This window comes from Halorubrum sp. SD690R (genome assembly GCF_005435035.1).
In the GTDB taxonomy this organism is placed as follows: Archaea; Halobacteriota; Halobacteria; order Halobacteriales; family Haloferacaceae; genus Halorubrum; species Halorubrum ezzemoulense.
In genome coordinates this window covers 1-18,610 of record NZ_SGTV01000010.1, presented here as the reverse complement: position 1 = coordinate 18,610, position 18,610 = coordinate 1, and the positions used below count along the sequence as shown (strand labels likewise).

The following is an 18,610-nucleotide window of genomic DNA, read 5'->3' as shown; positions in this document are numbered from 1 at the left end:
GGGTCTACTCCTCCTCTTCGAGGATTTCGCCCGCCTCGTCGCGCTCGGCCTCGTCTCTGTCGGCGCGTCGCCGCACGTCGACCCGGTAGTCAGTGAGGATGTCGCGGCCGAGCAGCAGCGGGTACTCCATGTGCTCGCGGTCCTCGACGCTCGCGGTGACGGTGTGCTGGTTGCCGCCGATACCGATGACGAGGTCGACGACCGGCCGGGCCTTCCCGCCCTTCACGCTGCCCGACTTGACCCGCGTCATGCTCTTGATCGGACCCGCACCGATCTCGGCGGCCAACTGGGTGTCGATGCTCGTCCGGGTCGCGCCCGTGTCCGACTTCGCGAGCGCCTGCGTCGAGCCGGAGGTGCCCGTGACGACGACCTCCTCGATGTAGCCGATGTCGGGCTGCTCGGAGGGGGTCGGCTTCGGCGCGGGCGCGCAGGACGGCCGCGAGTCGTCGAGGGTCGCGGCGACGCGCTCGACCGCCTCGTCCTCGACCTCGCCGCCGACCGTCTCGATCGCCAGCTTCGCGATGTGCGGGGCCGGGCTGGTGCCGGTCGCCTCGAACAGCCCCTTGAACCCGGCCGTGGGGTTCACTTCGAGGACGTACCAGCCGTCGTACCCCTCGACGAGGTCGACGCCGGCGTAGTCGAGCCCCATCACCTCGGCCGCGTAGAGGGCGGTGTCGGCGGCCTCCTGCGGCATGTCGTCGGTGGCGTCCTCCACCGCGCCGCCCAGCGCGACGTTGGTGCGCCAGTCGCCCTCGGGCGCGTAGCGGTACATCGACCCGACGATCTCGTCGCCGACGACGTACACCCGCAGGTCGCGGTGCTTCTCGTCGTCGCGGTCGATGAGCCGCTGGAGGAACGCCTGCCGGTTGCCGACCTTCGGGTTCACGCGCTCGGTCAGGTCGACCTTCCACGTCCCGCCGCCGTGGGTGCCGATCGCGGTCTTATACACGCCCACGTCGCCGAACCGCTCGCGGCCCTCGTTGAGGCGGTCGTTCGACAGCGCGAGCAGCGCGTCGGGCACGCGGATGTTCCAGTCGGCGAGCGTCGCCGCCGTCGCGAACTTGTGGATCGACGCCAGCACCGCGTTCGGCTCGTTCAGCATCGGCCGGATGCGCTCGAACGTCGCCGCCAGCCCGAGCAGCTCCGCGGGCTGGTCGGTGTTCGATAAGAGCAGGCGGTTCGCGATCACGTCGACCGCGGGCTCGACCGCCACCTCGCCGTCCTCGACGCTCACCGCGGCGTTCTCCTCGCGGAGCCACACCGGCTCGTGGCCGAGGTCCTCGACGGCGTTACAGATCGCCTTCGTCTCCTTGCTGTTGTGCAGCGACAACACTCCCACCCGAACCGAGTCCGAACTCATACCTCTCACTGCGCGGGCCGACGCAAAAGACGCCCCGATCGTTTCGGCCGGACGAGATCCGGAGTCTCCGGGTCGCCATATATATACCCGACGCCGCGCTCCGGTCTGCCATGAGCGAGGACCGGGCGTTCACGTACAACGGCGGGGCGGTGCCGCCCGGCGAAACGCAGAACATCCGCTACGGCATCAGCGAGACGTACCTCGGCGACCCCGTCCGTATCCCGGTCACGATCGTCAACGGGGAGCGCGACGGGCCGACCGCCTTCCTGACCGCGGCCGCCCACGGCGACGAACTCAACGGAATCGAGGTCGTCCGCGAGGTCGCCCACGAGTGGGACCTCTCGGCGCTTTCGGGCACGCTCGTCTGTCTCCCCGTCCTCAACGTGCCCGGCTTCCTCGCCCAGCAGCGGTACCTCCCCGTCTACGACCGCGACCTGAACCGGTCGTTCCCCGGGAAGCCCGGGTCGACCAGCTCGAAGCGGATGGCCCACCGGATCTACGAGAACTTCATCGCGCCGTGCGACTTCGGGCTCGACTTCCACACCTCCACCCGCGGCCGGACGAACATGCTCCACGTCCGCGCAGACATGACCGACGAGTCGGTGTACCGGCTCGCGATGGCGTTCGGCTCGAAGGTGATCATCGACAGCGACGGGCCGAGCGGCACGCTCCGCGGCGAGGCGACCGACGCCGACATCCCCACGATCACGATCGAGATGGGGGAGGCCCACCGGTTCCAGCGCCCGCTCATCGACGACGCGCTCGACGGCGTCAAATCCGTCTTCGCGGAGTACGGACTCCTGGAGACCGACACGGTTCGCTGGCCCGGCTGGCGCACCGTTGTCGCCGGGGCGGGCGAGAAGACGTGGCTGCGCGCCGACTCCGGCGGCATCGTCGACACCCACTTCGAGAGCGGCTCGCTCGTCCGCGAGGGCGAGCGCATCGCGACGATCACCAACCCGTTCAAGGAGGACGCGGTCGCGGTGGAGGCCCCGTTCACCGGGCTCCTGATCGGCCTGCTGGAGAACCCGGTCGTCTACCCCGGGAACCCCCTGTGTCACCTCGTCGAGATCGGTGAGTCGACCCGTCGGGCGATCGAGGCCGGCAGCGCGCCGAAGCCCGTCGGTCAACCGACGCCGACGGCCGGGAAGTGAGGTCGCCCCCTGTGGTCGACGGGTCGCGCTCTGGGTTCGTACGTCGCCGTCGTGGCCGTGACACCGACCCGTCACCCCTCGCCGAGCCGCTCCCGTAGCCCGACCGCGGCCCCGGCGACAACCGCGAGGAAGCCGCCGAGGAACGCCACCGGCTGGAGGACGACCCGCTGGGCGACGACGGCGCCCGGCTCGCGCTCGACGGTCCGGGTCCAGAACTCGTACCGCTCGCCGTCGAGCTCGACGATCAGCAGTCCGTCGCCGAGCGTCGGGTCGGTCGGGTACGACAGCGAGTCGACGCGCTCGTCGGAGCTCTCGACGCCGAACGCGCCCTCGGGGGCGTCGCGGGCGCGGTCGAACGCCGCGCGGGCGGCGGGGTCGAGGTCGGCGTACGCGACGACGGCGTTCGAGTCGTCGAGACCTTCGTCGGTCGGAGCGTCGAGACCCACCGACGACCCGGCGGTCACCGACCGAACGGTGTGGGTGTAGGCCGGGTCGGCCTCGCCGACCGAGACCGGGAGGAACAGCGGGTTCGCCATCAGGAGGACGCCGAGCGCGACGAGCGCGGCGGCCGCGAGCGGGGCGCGCATACGCCGCCTTCGGCGGGCCGGGAGTTGAGCCTTTCCGAGCCGCGCGGCCGGCCGCAGCCGAACAGCTCCGCCATCGGCCGAGACGTGGCGCCGGGCCTCAGATCAGCCCGAGCGCCGTGAGGATCTGGTTGCCGAAGATCATCGCGATCAGTCCGGTCAGCATGACGAGGCCGGACGAGACCGTGATCGTCCGCACCGCGGCGTGCCGGTCGCTGATCGGGACCCGGCTGATCACCGCCTCGGCGACCATCCGGAGGATGCGGCCGCCGTCGAGCGGGAACGCCGGCAGGCAGTTGAACAGCGCCAGCTGGATGTTGATCCACCCCGACCAGAACAGGAGGTTCGCGAGCAGGAACGTCCCGCCGCCGAGCACCGCGAGCGGCCCCTCGACAACGAAAAAGTTGGTCAGGTCGCCGGTGAACCCCGCGAAGTTGAACGGGAGCCCGAACAGGCTGCCGAGCGGCAGGATGAGCGCGACGAACACCAAGCCGAGCGGCGAGTCGGTGACCCCGCCGAGCGGGACGCCGCCGGCGGTCCCCTCGCCCCCGTCGCCGCCGAGCAGTTCGAGGTACGCGCCGGCGGGGTACTCGGTGACGCCCACGTCGTCGAGCGCGAGCCCGCTCGTCCCGGGGAAGACGCTGACGCCGACGAAGCCGCCGTCGCGGTTCGGGTGGGCGTCGAGTTCGACCTCGTACGTGTCGCGTTCGCCGTCAGCGTCGTAGACGGTGACGGGGACGGTCTCCCCCGGCTCGCGCTCGCCGAGGACCGCGGAGAGCGCCCCGTTGTCGACGACGCGCTCGCCGTCGACCGAGACGATCGTCAGCGGCTCGCCGAGGGCGGCGCCCGCGTCGTGAATCGGCCCGTCCTCCTGAACGCCGACGACGTACGCGCCGATCGACACGTCCGGGACGGTGACTGCGGCCTCGCCGTCGGCCGTTTCGACGCCCGAGGCGTCCTCGGCGCCGGGCGCGTCGCGGACCTGGTCGACGACGGTCGCGTTGCCGGTCACCGTCAGCGCGGCGCGCTCGTCGTCGCCGACCGCGGCGAAGAGGTCCGACTCGGTCGCGACCGGCTCGCCGTTCACCGCCGCGATCGTCACCGGTGCGCCCTCGATCCTCACGCCGAGGGGGTTGCCGCCGGCGGACCCGACCACCTGTAGCTCGCGGTCGACCCGCACCGTCTCCCGCGCGTCGCCGTCGTCGACTGTGAGCGCAACCGAGTCGCCGGCGTCGGCGATCGCCGACTCGAACTCGGCGCTCGTCTCGATCGGCGTTCCGGCGACCTCGACGACCCGGTCGCCCTGCGAGATGTCGGCCGCGGCCGCCGGGGAGCCGGGGTTGACCTCGCCGACCGCGTAGCCCGCCGCGGGCGAGATGGCGCCGACCACGGGGCCGAAGAGGAGCGCGAAGACGACGATCGTGAGGACGGTGTTCGCGGTGACGCCGGCAGCGAACATCCGTGCGCGCGCGCCGCGAGACGCATCCTGCGTCGCCTCCTCGTCCGGTTCGACGAACGCGCCCACCGGGAGCAGCGCGAAGAAGACGAGTCCCATCGAGTCGATGTCGATGCCCTCGACCCGGCAGAGGAGCCCGTGTGCCCCCTCGTGGATCACCATCGCGGCTCCGAGCCCGGCGACGATCTCCGGCGCGACCGACAGGGGAAGGAAGTCGTTGACGCCGGGGATGATGAGGAAGTTCTGCGGCTGCTGGATCGCGGCGGGCTGTGCGTTCGTGAACGCCGACATCGCCGACGAGAGGATGAGCGCGAACGACGCCACCATCGCCACCAAGGCCCCGCCGAGGCCGAGGTTGGCGACCGCGCGCCAGAACCGCTTCGGCGCCGCCAGTCGGCCGAGGAAGGCGCGCCCGCGGAGGGTCCGGAGCGTCAACACCGGTCCGGAGATCCTGACCGCGTCCGGGAGGATCCCCTCGTTCCGCAGCCACATCGCGACCGCGGAGTACGCGAGGACCCCCGTCAGCACCCAGAACAACGTGTTCATTACCACGCCGTTGGGCTCGCCCGCTCGTAAGGGGTTCGGTTCCCGGAACCCTCGGCCGCACCGCGCGCACCGATACGGCCCGCCGCGGCCGTCGGGGAGGACTGATACGCGTCCGGTGCGTGCGTCGGACCGATGGCCGACGCCGACCGGTCCCACGCCGCAGACGCACAGCCCGCGCGCCGACGGCCCGATCCCGTCGAGTCGGACGCCGCCGAACGCTCGCTCGCGCCCCTCATGGGCGCGGCGTACGTTACCGCCGGGGTCGCCCACTTCCTGATCCCGGATCGGTTCGCGGAGGCGATCCCGCCGTCGTTCCCCCGGCCCGTCGGGCTGGTGTACCTCTCCGGGATCGCCGAGATACTCCTCGGGGTCGGCGTCGCGATACCGCGGACGCGGCGCCCGTCCGCGTGGGGGATCGTCGCCCTCCTCCTCGCCGTGTTTCCGGCGAACGTCCACCTCGCCCGGCGCGACACCCTCGACGACCTCCTCCCGGACCGACTCGTCGCTCCGGCGCGGCTCGCGGCGCTGGCCCGCCTGCCGTTTCAGGGCGTCCTGATCGCCTGGGCGCTGCGGTACGCGCGCGACGACGACCCGTCGGAGCCGTGTTCGGAGGCGTAGTTCCGGAGCGATCGAGGTCCCGCCGCGAACTCAACACCCAAGTACCCCCCGGTACAAGCGTGACTCATGATGGCGCTCATCGACTTCGTCTCCCGGCTGGTCGGCGACGTCGGGCGGTTCGTCGACATCTTCCTGAACGACCTCATCCTCGGCGCCGGCGACCCGCTGTCGGCGCTGCTCGTCCTCGTCGGACAGGTCCTGATTATCGCTTCCGTCGGCGCGCTGGGCTACGCCGCCGTCGGCGCGCTGCTCGGTGAGATCGGCGTGAACCTGCCCTCGCTCGGCGGACGCGGGCGCTCGGAGTAGTCGGCGGCGCCGGTCGCCGACCTCGTCGCGCCCAGACCGTCCTCAGTCGTCGTCAGCACCGATCGCCGACCGCGTCCTCAGTCGTCGTCAGCACCGATCGCCGACCGCGTCCTCAGTCGTCGTCGGCGCCCGTCGCCGACCGCACCTCGGCGCCGGCCCCCGGACCGTCGACGGTTTCGGCACCGTCGCCCCCGTCGGGAACCTCGAACTCGTTCAGCCGCGCCAACAGGTCGTCGGACCGGTCCGAGAGCGTGTGGACCCGGCCGGTCACCTCGGAGACGGTCGCGGTCTGCTCCTCGGCCGCGGCCGCGACGGTCTCCGCCTCGGTCGCGGTCTGTCGGCTCACGGAGGCGACGCCGTCGACCATGTCGACGACCTCCTGCGTGGTGCGCGCCTGGTCGTCGGTCGCGTCGCTGATCTCTTGGACCGTCTCGTCGACGCTCGTCACGTCCTCGACGACGCCCTCGAACTCCCGCAGCGTCGACTCGATCGTCTCGACCCCCTCGGCTACCTGGGCCTCCATCGCCTCGGCGTCGGCGGCGGTCTCCGCCGACGCGGTCTGGACCTCCTCGATCCGCCCGGAGATCTCCCCCGCCGACTCGCGCGTCTCCTCGGCGAGCGACTTCACCTCGTCGGCGACGACCGCGAACCCGTCGCCGGAGCCGTCGGCGCGCGCCGCCTCGATGGAGGCGTTCAGCGCGAGCAGGTTGGTCTCCTCCGCGATCTCGTCTATCACGGCCGCGATCTCGTCGATCTCGCCGACCCGGTCCGCGAGGTCCGTGACCGCGGCCGCCGTCTCGCCGATCCGCGTCTCCAGCGTCTCAAGCTCCGCGATCGCCTCAGCCGCCTCCTCGCGGCCGGAGCGACCGCGTTCGGCGGCGTCGCGCGCGGTCTCGGCCGCGTCGTCGGCGCTCGCCGCGATCTCCTCGACGGTCGCCGACAGCGTGTTCATCTCGCTCGCGATCGCCTCCAGCTCGTCCGTCTGCTCGGCCGCGCCGTCGGAGATCTCCTGGACCGAGCGCGCGACCTCGCCGCTCGCGTCGTCGACCTCGTCCATGCTCGCGCGCACCTCGTCCGCGGCCCCGGCCACGTCGGCGGTGAACCCGCCGACCTCGCCGACCGTCTCGCCGAGCGTCGCGACGAGCCGGTTGTAGTTGTCGACGATCTCGACGTACCGGCCCTCGTCGGTCGCCAGCGCGTCCCCGTCGATGGTCGCCGTCAGGTCGCCGTCCTGCGCGCGCTCGGCGGCGTCGCCGAAGGCGTCGACGAGCGCCTCCAGCTCGGTGGTGTAGGCCGCGAGGTTCTCGGCCATCTCGTCGAGCGACGCCCCGAAGGCGCCCGGGACCTCCTCGTCGAGCGCGGGGTCGTCGAACTCTTGATCGGCGAGGGCCTCCGCCTGCGCGGAGACGGTCGTGAGGTACCCGTGGACCTCGCCGAAGGCGCCGACGAGGCTCCCGATCTCGTCGGGTTGGGTCGGGTCGAGGGCGCCCGCGGCGTCGCCGCCCGACGACCCGGTCGCGTCGGGCTCACGCGCGTCGTCGATATTCCCCGCGGCGATCGCCTCCGCCTGACGCTCCAGCGCGCGTATCGGGCCGACGAAGTCCTGTCGAACGATGAGCAGCGTGTTGTAGATGGCGACGACCGCGCCGAGGAACAGCGCCCCCGAGACGACGTACGCGGCGGTCCCCGAGATCAGAAACTGAGTGAGAAAGATGCCGACCGTGACGAGAAACTGGATGCCGACCGCCGTGACGACCTTGCGCTCTATCGATTCGGTGACGCCGAGCGCGTCCATCGTCCGCCACAGGAGGGCCTCGTACCGCCCGCGGACACCCGGGCGGCGCTGTCGTGTCGTGGACATGCTTCGCCCTCGACGAGAACGGGTTATGAACCTCCCGCCGGCGTTATCAGCAGCGATTCTCGATTGTCAGCGGGCGAGAATCCGCCGCCGGCGTGCGTGAAAGCAGTGCGGGCGCCGCCGACGCGGCCCGGAACCGCCGCCGCCGACGCGGCCCGGAACCGCCGCCGCCGACGCGGCCCGGAACAGCCCCCGTCGACGCGCCTCGGGAACCCAGTCGACGGACCTCAGAACAGCCCGTCGACCGCCTCGGCCGCGAGGTCGACGGCGGCCTCGAGGTCCGGCCCGAGCGGCGAGCCGACGACGAGGCCGTCGGCGTGCTCGGCGACGGCGGCGGCGCGCTCGCGGACGGTCTCGGGGGTGCCCGCCATACAGAAGGCGTCGACCATCTCGGGGGTCACGCGCTCGAAGGCGGCGGAGAACTCGCCGGCCGAGACGCGGTCACCGATCCCGCTCGCGGCGTCGGGGTCGATCCCGTGGCGCTTCAGGACGGGCGGGGCCGCGCCCGCGGCGATGAACGCGACCGGCGGCCGGGCGGCCTCGCGGGCGGCGGCCTCGTCCTCGGCGACCGACACCGCGGCGTAGGCGATCAGGTCGAACTCGCCCCGGCTATCGGGCCTGTCGTCGAGGCCGTCGTCGACCTGCTCGCGGGCCCACGCGAGGTCTTTCGGATGCGAGCCGTTGTACAGGAGGCCGTCGGCGTGCTTCGCGGCCATCCGACACATGTGCGGCCCCTCGCCGCCGACGTGGACCGGGATGTCCGCGCCCTGCGGCGGCTCGTAGTTGAGCCCGGCGTCCGCGGCGTCGAAGGTGCCCTCGTGGTCGACGCGCTCTCCGGCCCAGAGCTGCTGTGCGGTCTTGAACGCCTCCAGCACCGAGCGGAGCCCGCGCTCGTCTTCGAGGCCGAGGTTGGCGAGCGTCGAGGGGTCGCCCGGGCCGAGCCCGAAGACGGCGCGCCCCTCGGAGGCCTCGTCGAGGGTCGCGACCTTCGACGCGAGCGTCACCGGGTGGGTCTCGTAGGGGTTGGCGACCCCCGGACCGAGCCGGACCGAGTCGGTGGCGGCCGCGAGCCGCGAGAGGAACGCCCACGGGTCGCGGTTGTTGTAGTGACACGTCGAGTAGACGGCGTCGTAGCCGGCCTCCTCGGCGCGGACGCCGAGGTCGACGAGGCGAGACAGCTCGTGTTCTGGGGTGAGTTCGATTCCGAGCATGGTTACTCCTGAAAGGTCCACTCCCGCAGGGCCTGCCGGACGAAGTCGCCCTCGACCTCGCGGAAGTGATTGTCCGAGCCGTCGTGGTCGCCGAACTCCCAGTCCCGGACGACGACGACCGGGGTGCCGCCCGCGCCCTCGCCGGCGACGAGGTTGGCGGCGGCGGCGAGCTCGTCGATCACGTTCTGGACGGTGACGCCCATCTCGCGGCCGTCGCGGTCGCGTTCGCCGCGCCAGTCGCGGCTGGCGGGTAGCCCGGCCCAGCCGATCGCGACCCCGCGCTGGCCGTGCCGGAAGGGACGACCGGAGGTGTCGCTGACGACGACGCGGTCGGCCGCGAGTCCGTCGCGGATGCGCTCCGCGCTCTCGGTGGGGCGCTCCGGGAGCAGCAGCAGGTCGCCGTCCGGGACGTTCGAGCGGTCGATGCCGGCGTTGACGCCGACGTGCCCGAAGCGCGTCGCGGTGAGGAGGAACGGCGCCTCCATGACCAGCTCCGTCGACTCCTCGATGACCGCCTGCGCGAAGCGCGGATCCTTCTCCTCGTCCGCTATCTCGGCGAGCCGGTCGGCGACCTCGCGGGCCCGGGGGCCGGCCGGGAAGTCGTCGAGGTCGAAGACGCGTCCCTCGGCCTTCGAGACGACCGTGCTGGCGACGACGACCACGTCGTCCTCGCGGAGGTCGACGCGCTCGCCGATCATGGCCGCGAGGTCGTCTCCCTCCCGGATCTCCGGGAGGTCCGGAACCGCGAACAGCTCCATGCGATCACCTGCGCGGCGACGAGGAAAAACCCCGCCGGTACCGGGCCGGTTTGACGGTATCGGGACGAAGCGGCGGAGTCCGATTCGCGGCGGACTGGCGAATAACTGGCGCGTTTGATCAGGCACAAAAATAGCATTTGCTAGAACATTCGTTGGTATAAATGCCAAAAAACCATGTCTATATAAGGACAAAGGGCGGATAATAGGTATTTCAGCCAAAATTTTTTACGCACCGAGTAAATACTGTAAAACGCGATGAAAGAACTGACAACCGAAGGCGAATCGGCTCCGATCGGGACGCGGACGCGCGTCCCCGAAGAGGCCGACGACGGCGAACCGATCGTGACGCAGACCCGCGCCCCGTGACGGCGCGCGGGCGTCGACCACCCGCATTTTTTCTGCCGACGGCGTCCGTACGGCTTATACGCGACTCCGTCGAACGCCGAGTGTGGACCTCCACGTCCGGTACGAGGGCGACGACGACCCCGACAAGTGTACGGCCCGGAAGCTCGCGCGCTTCGACCTCGCCGAGCTCCACCGCTCGGACCGAGCCACGCCGTACGGGGTCGTCCTCAACCCCCACGCCGAGCGCGCGCTCTCGCCCGTCGACGCCGAGCGGGCCGCCGAGACCGCGCTCGTCGCGCTCGACTGCTCATGGGAGTCGGCGGGCGAGAAGATGTTCTCGCTCCCCGGCGAGCACCGCGCGCTGCCCTACCTCGTCGCCGCCAACCCCGTGAACTTCGGCCGTCCGATGCGGCTCACCACCGTCGAGGCGTTCGCCGCGGCGCTGGTGATTCTCGGCGAGCGCGACCGCGCCGAGCGCGCCCTGTCGAAGTTCACGTGGGGCGAGACGTTCCTCGAGCTCAACGCGGAGCCGCTCCGCCGGTACGCCGACTGCGAGAACTCCGGCGAGATCGTCGACATCCAACAGGAGTACCTCGACCGCGAGTGACTCGGTGCGGGTTCGGCCCGAGACGGTAGCGGGCCAATACCGGCACCGAACGAGGTCGCGACAAGGCTTTTGCGTGAATCAGCCGTATCGAGAGTCGATGGTATCCACAGGCGACGACGCACCCGCGTTCACCGCGACGGTCGGCACGAGCGACCACGAGCCGTTCGACCTCGACGAGGAGATCGGCGACGGGCCGGTCGTGCTCGCGTTCTTCCCCGGCGCGTTCACGCCGCCGTGTACGAACGAGATGATCGCCTTCCAGGAGCGCGCCGACGCCTTCGCGGAGGCCGGCGCGACCCTCTTCGGGATCAGCGCCGACTCGCCGTTCTCGCAGGGCGCGTTCCGCGAGGAGCACGGGATCGAGTTCGACCTCGTGAGCGACATGGCCGGCGACGCGATCCGCGCGTACGACCTCGAGATCGACATCGCCGAACTCGGCCTCCACGGCATCGCGAACCGCGCCGTGTTCGTGATCGACGACGACGGCGAGGTCGTCTTCGACTGGGTCGCCGACGACCCGACCAACGAGCCGGACTACGAGGCGGTCCTCGACGCCGTCGAGAGCGCGTGAATTCCGGCCGCGGGGCGGCCGGTCCCGTCGCGTCCGCGGTTCTATTGTAATAAGATACCGGAGCCCCGCAGCGACGGACCGCTTCGAGCCGATCCCGCTATCCGAGGACGCCGCCGATAGCACCCGCAAGCGCCAAGTCGACCGCGAACAGCAGCGTCAGGAACAGTCCGACGACGAGGACCCCCGCGCCACCGAGCAGGCTTCCGAGTGGGCCACCGGCCAGTCCGACGAGGCCGCCGAACGCGGCGAGCAGGAGCGTGACGGCCACGCCACTCACCGAGCCCGCGAGCAGGCCGTGCCAGAAGCCGGAGAGCAGCCCGCCGGCGGCGACGTAGCCGGCGACGAATCCGCCGATGAGTCCCGCGCCAACGTGGCCCACGACGGGGACGAGCGTGGCCAGCAGCCCGGCGATCAGCATCACGACGAAGCCGTAGCCGACGGCGCGCCAGTCTGTCATACCCGCGGGTAGCCGGCTCGGAGGTAAATACTTCCTCGTCAAATTTGTTTACTTCGAATCTATTTTTATTAATCTCTTATAAAATAATGCCTCTATGTGGTAGCTAGATTAATAACGCTCCGGGAGCGACGTTCAGCTAATGAGCGAATCGAACCCGACAGCCGATCCCGACGAGTCGGACGGGAGCGCGCCGACGGGAGCGCAGCTCCGGCTCGCGGTGCCGGACATGGACTGCTCGTCGTGCGCGGGGAAAGTCGAGGGCGCGCTCGATCGGGAGGGCGTCCGCTCGGTCGACACTCGGCCCACGACGGGCGTCGTCGTCCTCACGTACGATCCGGAGGCGACGGACGTGGAGGCGCTGACGGCCGCCGTCGAGGGCGCGGGGTACGCGGTCGCGGATGCGGAGTCCGACGGCGTCGCCGACGGCCTGTTCACGAGCCCGCGCGCGATCGCCACCGCGGTCGGCGGGGCCTTCCTCGCGGTCGGGCTCGCCCTCGAGTGGCTGCTCCCCGGGCTCGACCCGACGTTCGCGACGATCGGCGGCGTCGGCTTCCTCGGGCCGTGGGCCGTCACGGGCGCCTCGGTCGCGTACCTGCTGGCGGTCGCGATCGCCGGGCCGCCGATCCTCCGGAACGGGTTCTACTCGCTGCGGGGGGTGAGCCTCGACATCGACCTGCTGATGAGCGTCGGGGTCGTCGCCGCGCTGCTCGTCGACCTCCCGTTCGAGGCGGCGACGCTCGCGGTGCTGTTCTCGGTCGCCGAGCTGCTCGAACGCTACTCGATCGACCGGGCGCGCACCTCCCTCCGCGAGCTGATGGAGCTGTCCCCCGACGAGGCGGTCGTGATCCGGGACGGCGAGGAGGAGACGGTCCCCGCCGAGGCCGTCGCGACGGGCGAGCGGCTCGCGGTGCGACCCGGCGAGCGCGTCCCGCTCGACGGGGTGCTCCGCGAGGGCTCCGGCGCGGTCGACGAGTCGCCGATCACCGGCGAGTCGGTCCCGGCGGAGAAGGAGCCCGGCGACGAGGTGTACGCCGGCTCGATCAACGAGGCCGGCTACCTCGAGGTTGAGGCCACCGCGCCCGCCGAGGAGTCGACCATCGCGAGGGTCGTCGACCTCGTCGAGGCCGCCAACGGCGAGGAGACGCGCGCCGAGCGGTTCGTCGACCGCTTCGCAGGCGTCTACACCCCGATCGTCGTAGTCGGCGCGGTCGCGACCGCCGCGCTCGGCCCCGTCCTCGTCGGCGGCGGCGCGGAGACGTGGTTCGTCCGCGGACTCACCCTGCTCGTCGTCGCGTGCCCCTGCGCGTTCGTCATCTCGACGCCCGTCAGCGTCGTTTCCGGCGTGACCGCGGCCGCCCGGAACGGCGTCCTGATCAAGGGCGGCGAACACCTGGAGGCGGCCGGCGACGTCGACGTCGTCGCGCTCGACAAGACCGGGACGCTCACGCGCGGCGAGCTGTCGGTGACCGACGTGGTCCCCCTCGGCGACCGCGAGGCCGACGACGTGCTCGCGTGCGCGACCGCCATCGAGCGACGGAGCGAACACCCGGTGGCGGAGGCGATATTGGTGCGGGGCACTGACGCCGCCGGTTCCGAGGCCGCCGGTACCGGGTCCAGCGACGAGACCGAGGTCACCGACTTCGAGACGCTCACGGGCGAAGGCGTCCGCGCTGATATCGACGGCGAGACCCACTACGCCGGCAAGCCCTCGCTGTTCGAGGACCTCGGTTTCGACCTGAGCCACGCCCACGTCCGCCCTGACGGAGGGGTGGTTCGGGAGCGCGACGACGCCGACGACGCTGGCGGAGACGGAGTGCGCGGGAGCGAGGCGAGCGCCGCCGCGGAGCCCGAGCCCTGCGACCACGGGCAGTACCTCGACCTAGCGAGCGAGACGATTCCGCGGCTTCAGGCCGAGGGGAAGACGGTCGTCCTCGTCGGGACCGAGGCGGAACTGGAGGGCGTCGTGGCGGTCGCGGACACAGTCCGTCCGGAGGCGGCGTGGGTCGTCGACCGCCTCCACGAACTCGGCGTGGACCGGGTCGCGATGCTCACCGGCGACAACAAGCGGACCGCGCGGGCGACCGGCGACCGCGTCGGCGTCGACGAGGTGCGCGCGGATCTGCTCCCCGACGAGAAGGTCGCGGCGGTGCGTGAGCTCGCCGCCGAGACCGACAGCGGCGTCGCGATGGTCGGGGACGGGATCAACGACGCCCCGGCGCTCGCGGCGGCGGACGTGGGGGTCGCGATGGGCGCCGCCGGCACCGACACCGCCATCGAGACCGCGGACGTGGCGCTGATGGCCGACGACCTGACCAGGCTCCCGTACGTCGTCGACCTCGCCTCGCGCGCGAGCTCGACGATCCGGACCAATATCGGGGCCTCCCTCGCCGTGAAGGCGCTACTCGCCGCGGGCGCTCCCCTCGGCTACGTGAGCGTCGCGATGGCCGTCGTCGTCGGCGACATGGGCATGAGCCTCGGCGTCACCGGGAACGCGCTCCGGCTCGGCAACGTCGAGCCCGCGGAGCCCTCCGGGGCGGCGACGGACGCGGCCGAGCCGAACGCGGACGCCGCCGCGTCGGAGCAGTAGCCGGTCAGTCGACCCGGAAGCCGGCCTCACGCTTTTTATTACCGCGGCGGTAACTGCGCTCGTATGCCCTCCGAGCGCGGGACGCCCTCCACCTCCGAGGAGGCGATGGACCGCACGGAGTCCGCGGAGGTCCGGGCCGACCCCCACGGCGACCGGAGCGTCTCCGAGGCGGTCGCCGAACGCGACCCGATCGAGTGGGGGCCGGTCCGCCACGAGCGACTGCGCTCGCTCGCGATCGGGGTGTCAGTCGGGATCGCCGGCGCGGTCCTCGTCGTCTTCGGCACCGTCGCCGTCGGGGGAATCGCGGGTATCGCGTCCGGCGACCTCGCGGTCCCGAGCGTCGGGGCCGAGGCGATCGCCGTCGGGGTCGCGCTCTTGCTCGCGCTTCTGCTCGGTACCGTGCCGGTGCTGTACGCCGTGTACCGCGAGAGTTCGGTCGGGGAGCCGTCCGTCGCCCGACTGCGCGAGGCCGCAGAGACGCTTCGGCCCGGCTGGACGCTGGCCGGGCTCGGCGCGGTCGTCGCGGCGGCGCTGGCGCTGCCGACTGACTTCCTGCCGGCCCTCTGGCCGCTGTTCTGGGTCGTCTGGTTCGTGCCGGCGGTCGCCGAGTCGTCGGGGGTCGCCGTTCGGCTCGACCCGGCCGAGCGGGCGATCGCGCGGACGTATCCGGCGGGCGACCGGACTCGGAGCGACGACCTCGGGGCGGTCGTCAGGACGCGCCGGATCGACCTCCCGTGGACGACGGTGTTCCTGCTCGCGTACCGGGGGAACGCGTGGTTCCGGTCGACGCCGTGGCTGTTCGTCCCCCGCGACCGGGCGGACGCGGTCGAGTCCGCGCTCGGCGCGGTGCTGGCGGAGAGCGACGGGCCGGACCGAGCGAGCGTCCCGGAGCGGCTCACCCTCGCGACGCTGGGATCGTCCTCGCTCGTAGTCGGCCTCCTCATGGCCGTTGCGGCCGGCGAGGGAGCGGGCGGACTGGCGCTGGCGCTGCTCACGGCCCCGTTCTCGCTGCTGTTCCTCGCGCTCGCGGCGCGGTTGTGAGTCGCCCGCGGAGTCGACGCAACCCCGTCGCGACACCGGACCTGACACCCCCTACCACGCGACTCATATACCTGCGCACCCAAACTCGTTCATGGACAGACAGCGTCTGGAACGCGCGCTCGAAGACGAGTTCGGCGGGACCGAGGCCGAGCGGCGGGCCGTCTCGCGGGCGGCCCGCGACCTCGTCGACTCCGGGCGGCCCTCCGAGGACCGCGGCCACGGCCTGACCGTGACGGGGGTGATCGGGCACATGGAGGACGCGCCGGACGACTCCTCGCTGGTGGAGCGGTGGAACTGGTGGATGGGCGCGCTCGATGCTGCCTACGGCGGCTACGACTACTTCACGGTGCGGTTCGTCGAGGACGACGAGGCGACCGGCCTCCGGCGGTAGGGCGACAGCGGACCGCCGAGAGGAGCGACAGCGGACCGCCGGCGGCGAGCCCGACTGTCCGAATCACCGGCGAGCGGCAGCGGATCGTCCACTTTCACTTTCACTCCGCGGATGGCTCGGTTATAGGAGCGTTCCGGGCCGAACTAGGTGTATGAGCGCAGTCACCGCCGACCGACCCCGGTACGCGACGCCCACGCGCGTGGACATCACCGACTGTCGAACCGACCGCCTCCCGGACCGAGTCCGCGTGAACCGCGTCGACGGGAGCGAGGTCCACCTCGAACGCCGCGGCGGCCGGACGTTCCTCGTCACGCGACCGACCGAGTGACGGCTGTTTCCGGACGGTAGCGACCGAAAAGACCGCGACTACGGCGTCAGTCGTCGGCCGTCAGTTCCGCGCGCGCCGGCCCGTCGTTCCCGAGCCGACTTTCGAGACCCACGCCGAGCGTCTCGTTCGTCCGCGCCACCGACTCGGCCGCGTCGACATCGGTCGTCATCGCGCGGATCGCGTCGACGTTCTCCGGGACCACGTCGGCCTCTTGGTGGACGTTCTGGAAGAGGTACAGGTCTCGCCCGGTGACGCTGATCGACTCCTCCCAGACGCAGTTCTCCCAGAGGTCGCCGCGGGGCCGCCCCGCGTCGGCGGCGTACTCCTTCAGCGCGCCCGCGCCGTCGATGCCCGCGGCCTCCGGGACGAGGAAGATCCGGTCCTCGTCGGCGAGGAGGTCGCGGACGGCCCCCGAGTCGGGGTCGCTCTCCAGCGTGACGTTGACGCTGTGGGTGTGCATCCCCGTGACCGGCGCCTTCAGTGCCGCGGTGTCGACCGGCAGGTCGGGAAGAATCTCGTTCACGTCCGGACCGTGATGAGAGGGGACCGCCGCGGGGTCGGGAACGATGTCGTTTATCGGGCCGCGGTCCGTCTCGCTCGGATCGCCGCCGCGGCGCACGAGCGTGACGCGCGCCTTCTCGACGCCGTAGGTCTCGTCGAGCGGCGCGAGCAGCCGCGAGAGCGCGGTCGTGTTACAGGAGACGACGCGGACCGCGTCCGCGCCGCGGGCCGCCTCGAACCGACCGCGGGCGTTGAAGGAGGCCTCGGCGACGGCGGCGTCCTCGCCGCCTTGGAAGATCGCCGGCGTGTCGTGGGCCTCGTAGACGGGCGCGTTGCGCTCGCCGACGCCGGAGGGCGCGCAGTCGACGACGACGTCGACGGCGTCGAGCAGGTCGCCGAGGATCCCGGACAGGTCGACGCCGGCGGCCGCGAAGTCTTCGACGCGGTCCTCGACCGCCGCGTACAGGTCGTAGCCGCGCCGCGCCGCGGCCTCGACGCCGTAGTCGGGCGACGCCTTCGTCACGCCGACGAGTGTCATGTCCGGCTGGGCCGCGACGGCGTCCGCGACCCGTTTCCCGATCGTGCCGTAGCCGTTGACGCCCACGCGTATCATATCTGCCCCTCGCTCGGGAATCGGTATAATCTTTTCGAGGTGGGTAAAATGAAATTAACTACCCCACGAGTAATCGATCGGTTAATTCGACGCCGATCGGCACCGGACGTAAATAATTCAATTACGGAATAGAGTAAACTCAGCGATGACAAGGCCTAACGCCCGGCCGAACGGAGACGCTGGCATGGCAGCCGACCTCTCCGACGCCGCGACGACCGCGGTCGAACAGTGTCTGAACGTCGCTCCCGACGAATCGGTCGCGGTCGTCATCGACGACGAGCGCGAGCCGATCGGCGAGGCGCTGTACGCGGCCGCGAGCGCCGTCACCGACGACGCGACGCTCCTCCGGTACCCCCCGACCGAACAGCACGGGACGGAGCCGCCGGCACCGGTCGCGGCCGCGATGGCGGAGGCCGACGCCTTCCTCGCGCCGACGACGAAGAGCCTGAGCCACACCCGCGCCCGCGGCGCGGCCTGCGACGCCGGCGCGCGCGGCGCGACGCTGCCCGGGATCACCGAGGACGTGTTCATGACGGGGCTCGACGCCGACTACGCCGCCATCGAGGCCGCCTGCGACGACGTGCTGGGGCAGATCGGCGACGCCAGCGAGGTCCGCGTCACCGCGCCCGCCGGCACGGACATCACCTTCGAGGTCGGCGACCGCGAGTGGCTCGCCGACACCGGCATGGTCCGCGACCCGGGCGACTTCTCGAACCTCCCCGCGGGCGAGGTGTTCGTCGCGCCCGCGAGCGCGACCGGGACCTTCGTCGTCGACGGGACGATGATGCCCCACGGCCTGCTCGACGACGGGCGGGAGCTGGCGTTCGAGGTGGAGGACGGGTTCGTGACCGAGATCGCCGACGACGCGATCCGCGCCGACGTCGAGGCCGCCGCCGACGAGGTCGGCGACGCGGCGTACAACCTCGCGGAGCTCGGCATCGGCACCAACGGCGGCGTTGCGGAACTCGTCGGTTCAGTCCTCTTAGACGAGAAGGCGGGCGGGACCGTCCACATCGCGATCGGCGACAACGTCGGGATCGGCGGCGAGACGGATGCGCCGCTCCACCTCGACGGGATCATCCGGGACCCGACGGTCTACGCCGACGGGGACGAGATCGACCTGCCGAGCGCGTGAAACGTCCGTGAGCGAAAATATTCCCCACTTACAAACTATCGAGACGCTGGCGCGTGCCGACGAGCGGCCGCCATCGGCGGCCGCGAGACAGCACCGCGCGAGGGAGTCGGTGGGTCGGAGCGAAGCGGAGAGCCACCGACGAGGCTGGGGAGGCGTGAGGTGCGGTGCGGGGCGGGACTCGAA

Annotated in this window: 18 protein-coding genes; 10 read left to right on the top strand and 8 right to left on the bottom strand. The window is 71.5% G+C overall.

Going from position 1 to position 18,610, the window contains the following annotated elements:
• Positions 1 to 4: 4 nt before the first annotated feature.
• The gene (locus EXE41_RS07880) at positions 5 to 1,360 is read right to left on the bottom strand and encodes a RimK/LysX family protein (protein ID WP_176450716.1); all 1,356 of its coding nucleotides are present in this window, start codon (positions 1,358 to 1,360) and stop codon (positions 5 to 7) included.
• A 110-nt stretch (positions 1,361 to 1,470) separates the two neighbouring features.
• Between EXE41_RS07880 and EXE41_RS07875 the strand changes: the two genes are divergently transcribed.
• Positions 1,471 to 2,514: a succinylglutamate desuccinylase/aspartoacylase family protein gene (locus tag EXE41_RS07875; protein ID WP_086215751.1), complete on the top strand. Its 1,044-nt coding sequence runs from the start codon at positions 1,471 to 1,473 to the stop codon at positions 2,512 to 2,514.
• Between the two features lie 71 nt (positions 2,515 to 2,585).
• On the opposite strand, the gene EXE41_RS07870 is transcribed toward EXE41_RS07875, so the two are convergent.
• Together EXE41_RS07870 and EXE41_RS07865 are read right to left on the bottom strand one after the other, a co-directional pair.
• Positions 2,586 to 3,101: a hypothetical protein gene (locus tag EXE41_RS07870; RefSeq protein ID WP_137690701.1), complete on the bottom strand. Its 516-nt coding sequence runs from the start codon at positions 3,099 to 3,101 to the stop codon at positions 2,586 to 2,588.
• A gap of 97 nt (positions 3,102 to 3,198) precedes the next feature.
• The gene (locus EXE41_RS07865; RefSeq protein ID WP_137690700.1) at positions 3,199 to 5,100 is read right to left on the bottom strand and encodes a site-2 protease family protein; all 1,902 of its coding nucleotides are present in this window, start codon (positions 5,098 to 5,100) and stop codon (positions 3,199 to 3,201) included.
• Between the two features lie 132 nt (positions 5,101 to 5,232).
• Between EXE41_RS07865 and EXE41_RS07860 the strand changes: the two genes are divergently transcribed.
• Entirely contained in the window at positions 5,233 to 5,718 is a 486-nt protein-coding gene (locus EXE41_RS07860) for a DoxX family membrane protein (RefSeq protein ID WP_086219695.1), read from the top strand.
• Between the two features lie 66 nt (positions 5,719 to 5,784).
• Positions 5,785 to 6,024, top strand: coding sequence for a hypothetical protein (locus EXE41_RS07855; protein WP_049931548.1), 240 nt, complete (start codon positions 5,785 to 5,787; stop codon positions 6,022 to 6,024).
• A 112-nt stretch (positions 6,025 to 6,136) separates the two neighbouring features.
• Here EXE41_RS07855 and EXE41_RS07850 read toward each other — a convergent pair whose 3' ends face one another.
• The 3 genes from EXE41_RS07850 to EXE41_RS07840 form a co-directional block, all read right to left on the bottom strand.
• Positions 6,137 to 7,819: a methyl-accepting chemotaxis protein gene (locus EXE41_RS07850; RefSeq protein ID WP_049931706.1), complete on the bottom strand. Its 1,683-nt coding sequence runs from the start codon at positions 7,817 to 7,819 to the stop codon at positions 6,137 to 6,139.
• Between the two features lie 290 nt (positions 7,820 to 8,109).
• A complete protein-coding gene (locus EXE41_RS07845; RefSeq protein ID WP_137690699.1) occupies positions 8,110 to 9,093 on the bottom strand; it encodes a 5,10-methylenetetrahydromethanopterin reductase in 984 nt (327 codons plus the stop codon).
• A gap of 2 nt (positions 9,094 to 9,095) precedes the next feature.
• Positions 9,096 to 9,851 (bottom strand): coenzyme F420-0:L-glutamate ligase, encoded by a 756-nt coding sequence (locus EXE41_RS07840; RefSeq protein WP_049931550.1) that lies wholly within the window; start codon positions 9,849 to 9,851, stop codon positions 9,096 to 9,098.
• Positions 9,852 to 10,299: 448 nt separating this feature from the next.
• Between EXE41_RS07840 and EXE41_RS07835 the strand changes: the two genes are divergently transcribed.
• Both EXE41_RS07835 and EXE41_RS07830 read left to right on the top strand, forming a co-directional pair.
• On the top strand, positions 10,300 to 10,803 hold the full coding sequence (locus tag EXE41_RS07835) for a DUF367 family protein (protein WP_094553724.1): 504 nt from the start codon (positions 10,300 to 10,302) through the stop codon (positions 10,801 to 10,803).
• A gap of 97 nt (positions 10,804 to 10,900) precedes the next feature.
• Positions 10,901 to 11,374: a redoxin domain-containing protein gene (locus EXE41_RS07830; RefSeq protein ID WP_086216983.1), complete on the top strand. Its 474-nt coding sequence runs from the start codon at positions 10,901 to 10,903 to the stop codon at positions 11,372 to 11,374.
• A gap of 97 nt (positions 11,375 to 11,471) precedes the next feature.
• Here EXE41_RS07830 and EXE41_RS07825 read toward each other — a convergent pair whose 3' ends face one another.
• Positions 11,472 to 11,831 (bottom strand): DUF5518 domain-containing protein, encoded by a 360-nt coding sequence (locus EXE41_RS07825; protein WP_137690698.1) that lies wholly within the window; start codon positions 11,829 to 11,831, stop codon positions 11,472 to 11,474.
• 139 nt (positions 11,832 to 11,970) lie between these two features.
• Here EXE41_RS07825 and EXE41_RS07820 point away from each other — a divergent pair, with 139 nt between their 5' ends.
• The 4 genes from EXE41_RS07820 to EXE41_RS19265 all read left to right on the top strand — a co-directional run bounded on the left by EXE41_RS07820 (position 11,971) and on the right by EXE41_RS19265 (position 16,178).
• Positions 11,971 to 14,418, top strand: a complete 2,448-nt coding sequence (locus EXE41_RS07820; protein ID WP_137690697.1) for a cation-translocating P-type ATPase — start codon at positions 11,971 to 11,973, stop codon at positions 14,416 to 14,418.
• Between the two features lie 63 nt (positions 14,419 to 14,481).
• A complete protein-coding gene (locus tag EXE41_RS07815) occupies positions 14,482 to 15,459 on the top strand; it encodes a hypothetical protein (protein ID WP_137690696.1) in 978 nt (325 codons plus the stop codon).
• 91 nt (positions 15,460 to 15,550) lie between these two features.
• Complete coding sequence (locus EXE41_RS07810) at positions 15,551 to 15,850, top strand: hypothetical protein (RefSeq protein WP_049931556.1); 300 nt, start codon at positions 15,551 to 15,553, stop codon at positions 15,848 to 15,850.
• Between the two features lie 151 nt (positions 15,851 to 16,001).
• The gene (locus EXE41_RS19265) at positions 16,002 to 16,178 is read left to right on the top strand and encodes a hypothetical protein (protein WP_167373071.1); all 177 of its coding nucleotides are present in this window, start codon (positions 16,002 to 16,004) and stop codon (positions 16,176 to 16,178) included.
• A 46-nt stretch (positions 16,179 to 16,224) separates the two neighbouring features.
• Here EXE41_RS19265 and EXE41_RS07805 read toward each other — a convergent pair whose 3' ends face one another.
• Positions 16,225 to 17,292 carry a type II glyceraldehyde-3-phosphate dehydrogenase gene (locus EXE41_RS07805; protein WP_049931557.1) on the bottom strand — a complete coding sequence of 356 codons (1,068 nt, stop codon included), beginning with the start codon at positions 17,290 to 17,292 and terminating at the stop codon, positions 16,225 to 16,227.
• A gap of 184 nt (positions 17,293 to 17,476) precedes the next feature.
• On the opposite strand from EXE41_RS07805, the gene EXE41_RS07800 reads away from it, so the two are divergent.
• Complete coding sequence (locus EXE41_RS07800; protein WP_137690695.1) at positions 17,477 to 18,427, top strand: aminopeptidase; 951 nt, start codon at positions 17,477 to 17,479, stop codon at positions 18,425 to 18,427.
• The last annotated feature ends 183 nt before the right edge of the window (positions 18,428 to 18,610 follow it).

What these genes read in the sequence shown, in the direction of transcription:
- EXE41_RS07870 (WP_137690701.1), bottom strand. Translation starts at nt 3,101, where the DNA reads ATGCGCGCCCCGCTCGCGGCCGCCGCGCTCGTCGCGCTCGGCGTCCTC.
- EXE41_RS07855 (WP_049931548.1), top strand. Translation starts at nt 5,785, where the DNA reads ATGATGGCGCTCATCGACTTCGTCTCCCGGCTGGTCGGCGACGTCGGG.
- EXE41_RS07805 (WP_049931557.1), bottom strand. Translation starts at nt 17,292, where the DNA reads ATGATACGCGTGGGCGTCAACGGCTACGGCACGATCGGGAAACGGGTC.
- EXE41_RS07830 (WP_086216983.1), top strand. Translation starts at nt 10,901, where the DNA reads ATGGTATCCACAGGCGACGACGCACCCGCGTTCACCGCGACGGTCGGC.
- EXE41_RS19265 (WP_167373071.1), top strand. Translation starts at nt 16,002, where the DNA reads ATGAGCGCAGTCACCGCCGACCGACCCCGGTACGCGACGCCCACGCGC.
- EXE41_RS07825 (WP_137690698.1), bottom strand. Translation starts at nt 11,831, where the DNA reads ATGACAGACTGGCGCGCCGTCGGCTACGGCTTCGTCGTGATGCTGATC.
- EXE41_RS07880 (WP_176450716.1), bottom strand. Translation starts at nt 1,360, where the DNA reads ATGAGTTCGGACTCGGTTCGGGTGGGAGTGTTGTCGCTGCACAACAGC.
- EXE41_RS07860 (WP_086219695.1), top strand. Translation starts at nt 5,233, where the DNA reads ATGGCCGACGCCGACCGGTCCCACGCCGCAGACGCACAGCCCGCGCGC.
- EXE41_RS07820 (WP_137690697.1), top strand. Translation starts at nt 11,971, where the DNA reads ATGAGCGAATCGAACCCGACAGCCGATCCCGACGAGTCGGACGGGAGC.
- EXE41_RS07815 (WP_137690696.1), top strand. Translation starts at nt 14,482, where the DNA reads ATGCCCTCCGAGCGCGGGACGCCCTCCACCTCCGAGGAGGCGATGGAC.
- EXE41_RS07845 (WP_137690699.1), bottom strand. Translation starts at nt 9,093, where the DNA reads ATGCTCGGAATCGAACTCACCCCAGAACACGAGCTGTCTCGCCTCGTC.
- EXE41_RS07850 (WP_049931706.1), bottom strand. Translation starts at nt 7,819, where the DNA reads ATGGACGCGCTCGGCGTCACCGAATCGATAGAGCGCAAGGTCGTCACG.
- EXE41_RS07840 (WP_049931550.1), bottom strand. Translation starts at nt 9,851, where the DNA reads ATGGAGCTGTTCGCGGTTCCGGACCTCCCGGAGATCCGGGAGGGAGAC.
- EXE41_RS07800 (WP_137690695.1), top strand. Translation starts at nt 17,477, where the DNA reads ATGGCAGCCGACCTCTCCGACGCCGCGACGACCGCGGTCGAACAGTGT.
- EXE41_RS07865 (WP_137690700.1), bottom strand. Translation starts at nt 5,100, where the DNA reads ATGAACACGTTGTTCTGGGTGCTGACGGGGGTCCTCGCGTACTCCGCG.
- EXE41_RS07875 (WP_086215751.1), top strand. Translation starts at nt 1,471, where the DNA reads ATGAGCGAGGACCGGGCGTTCACGTACAACGGCGGGGCGGTGCCGCCC.
- EXE41_RS07810 (WP_049931556.1), top strand. Translation starts at nt 15,551, where the DNA reads ATGGACAGACAGCGTCTGGAACGCGCGCTCGAAGACGAGTTCGGCGGG.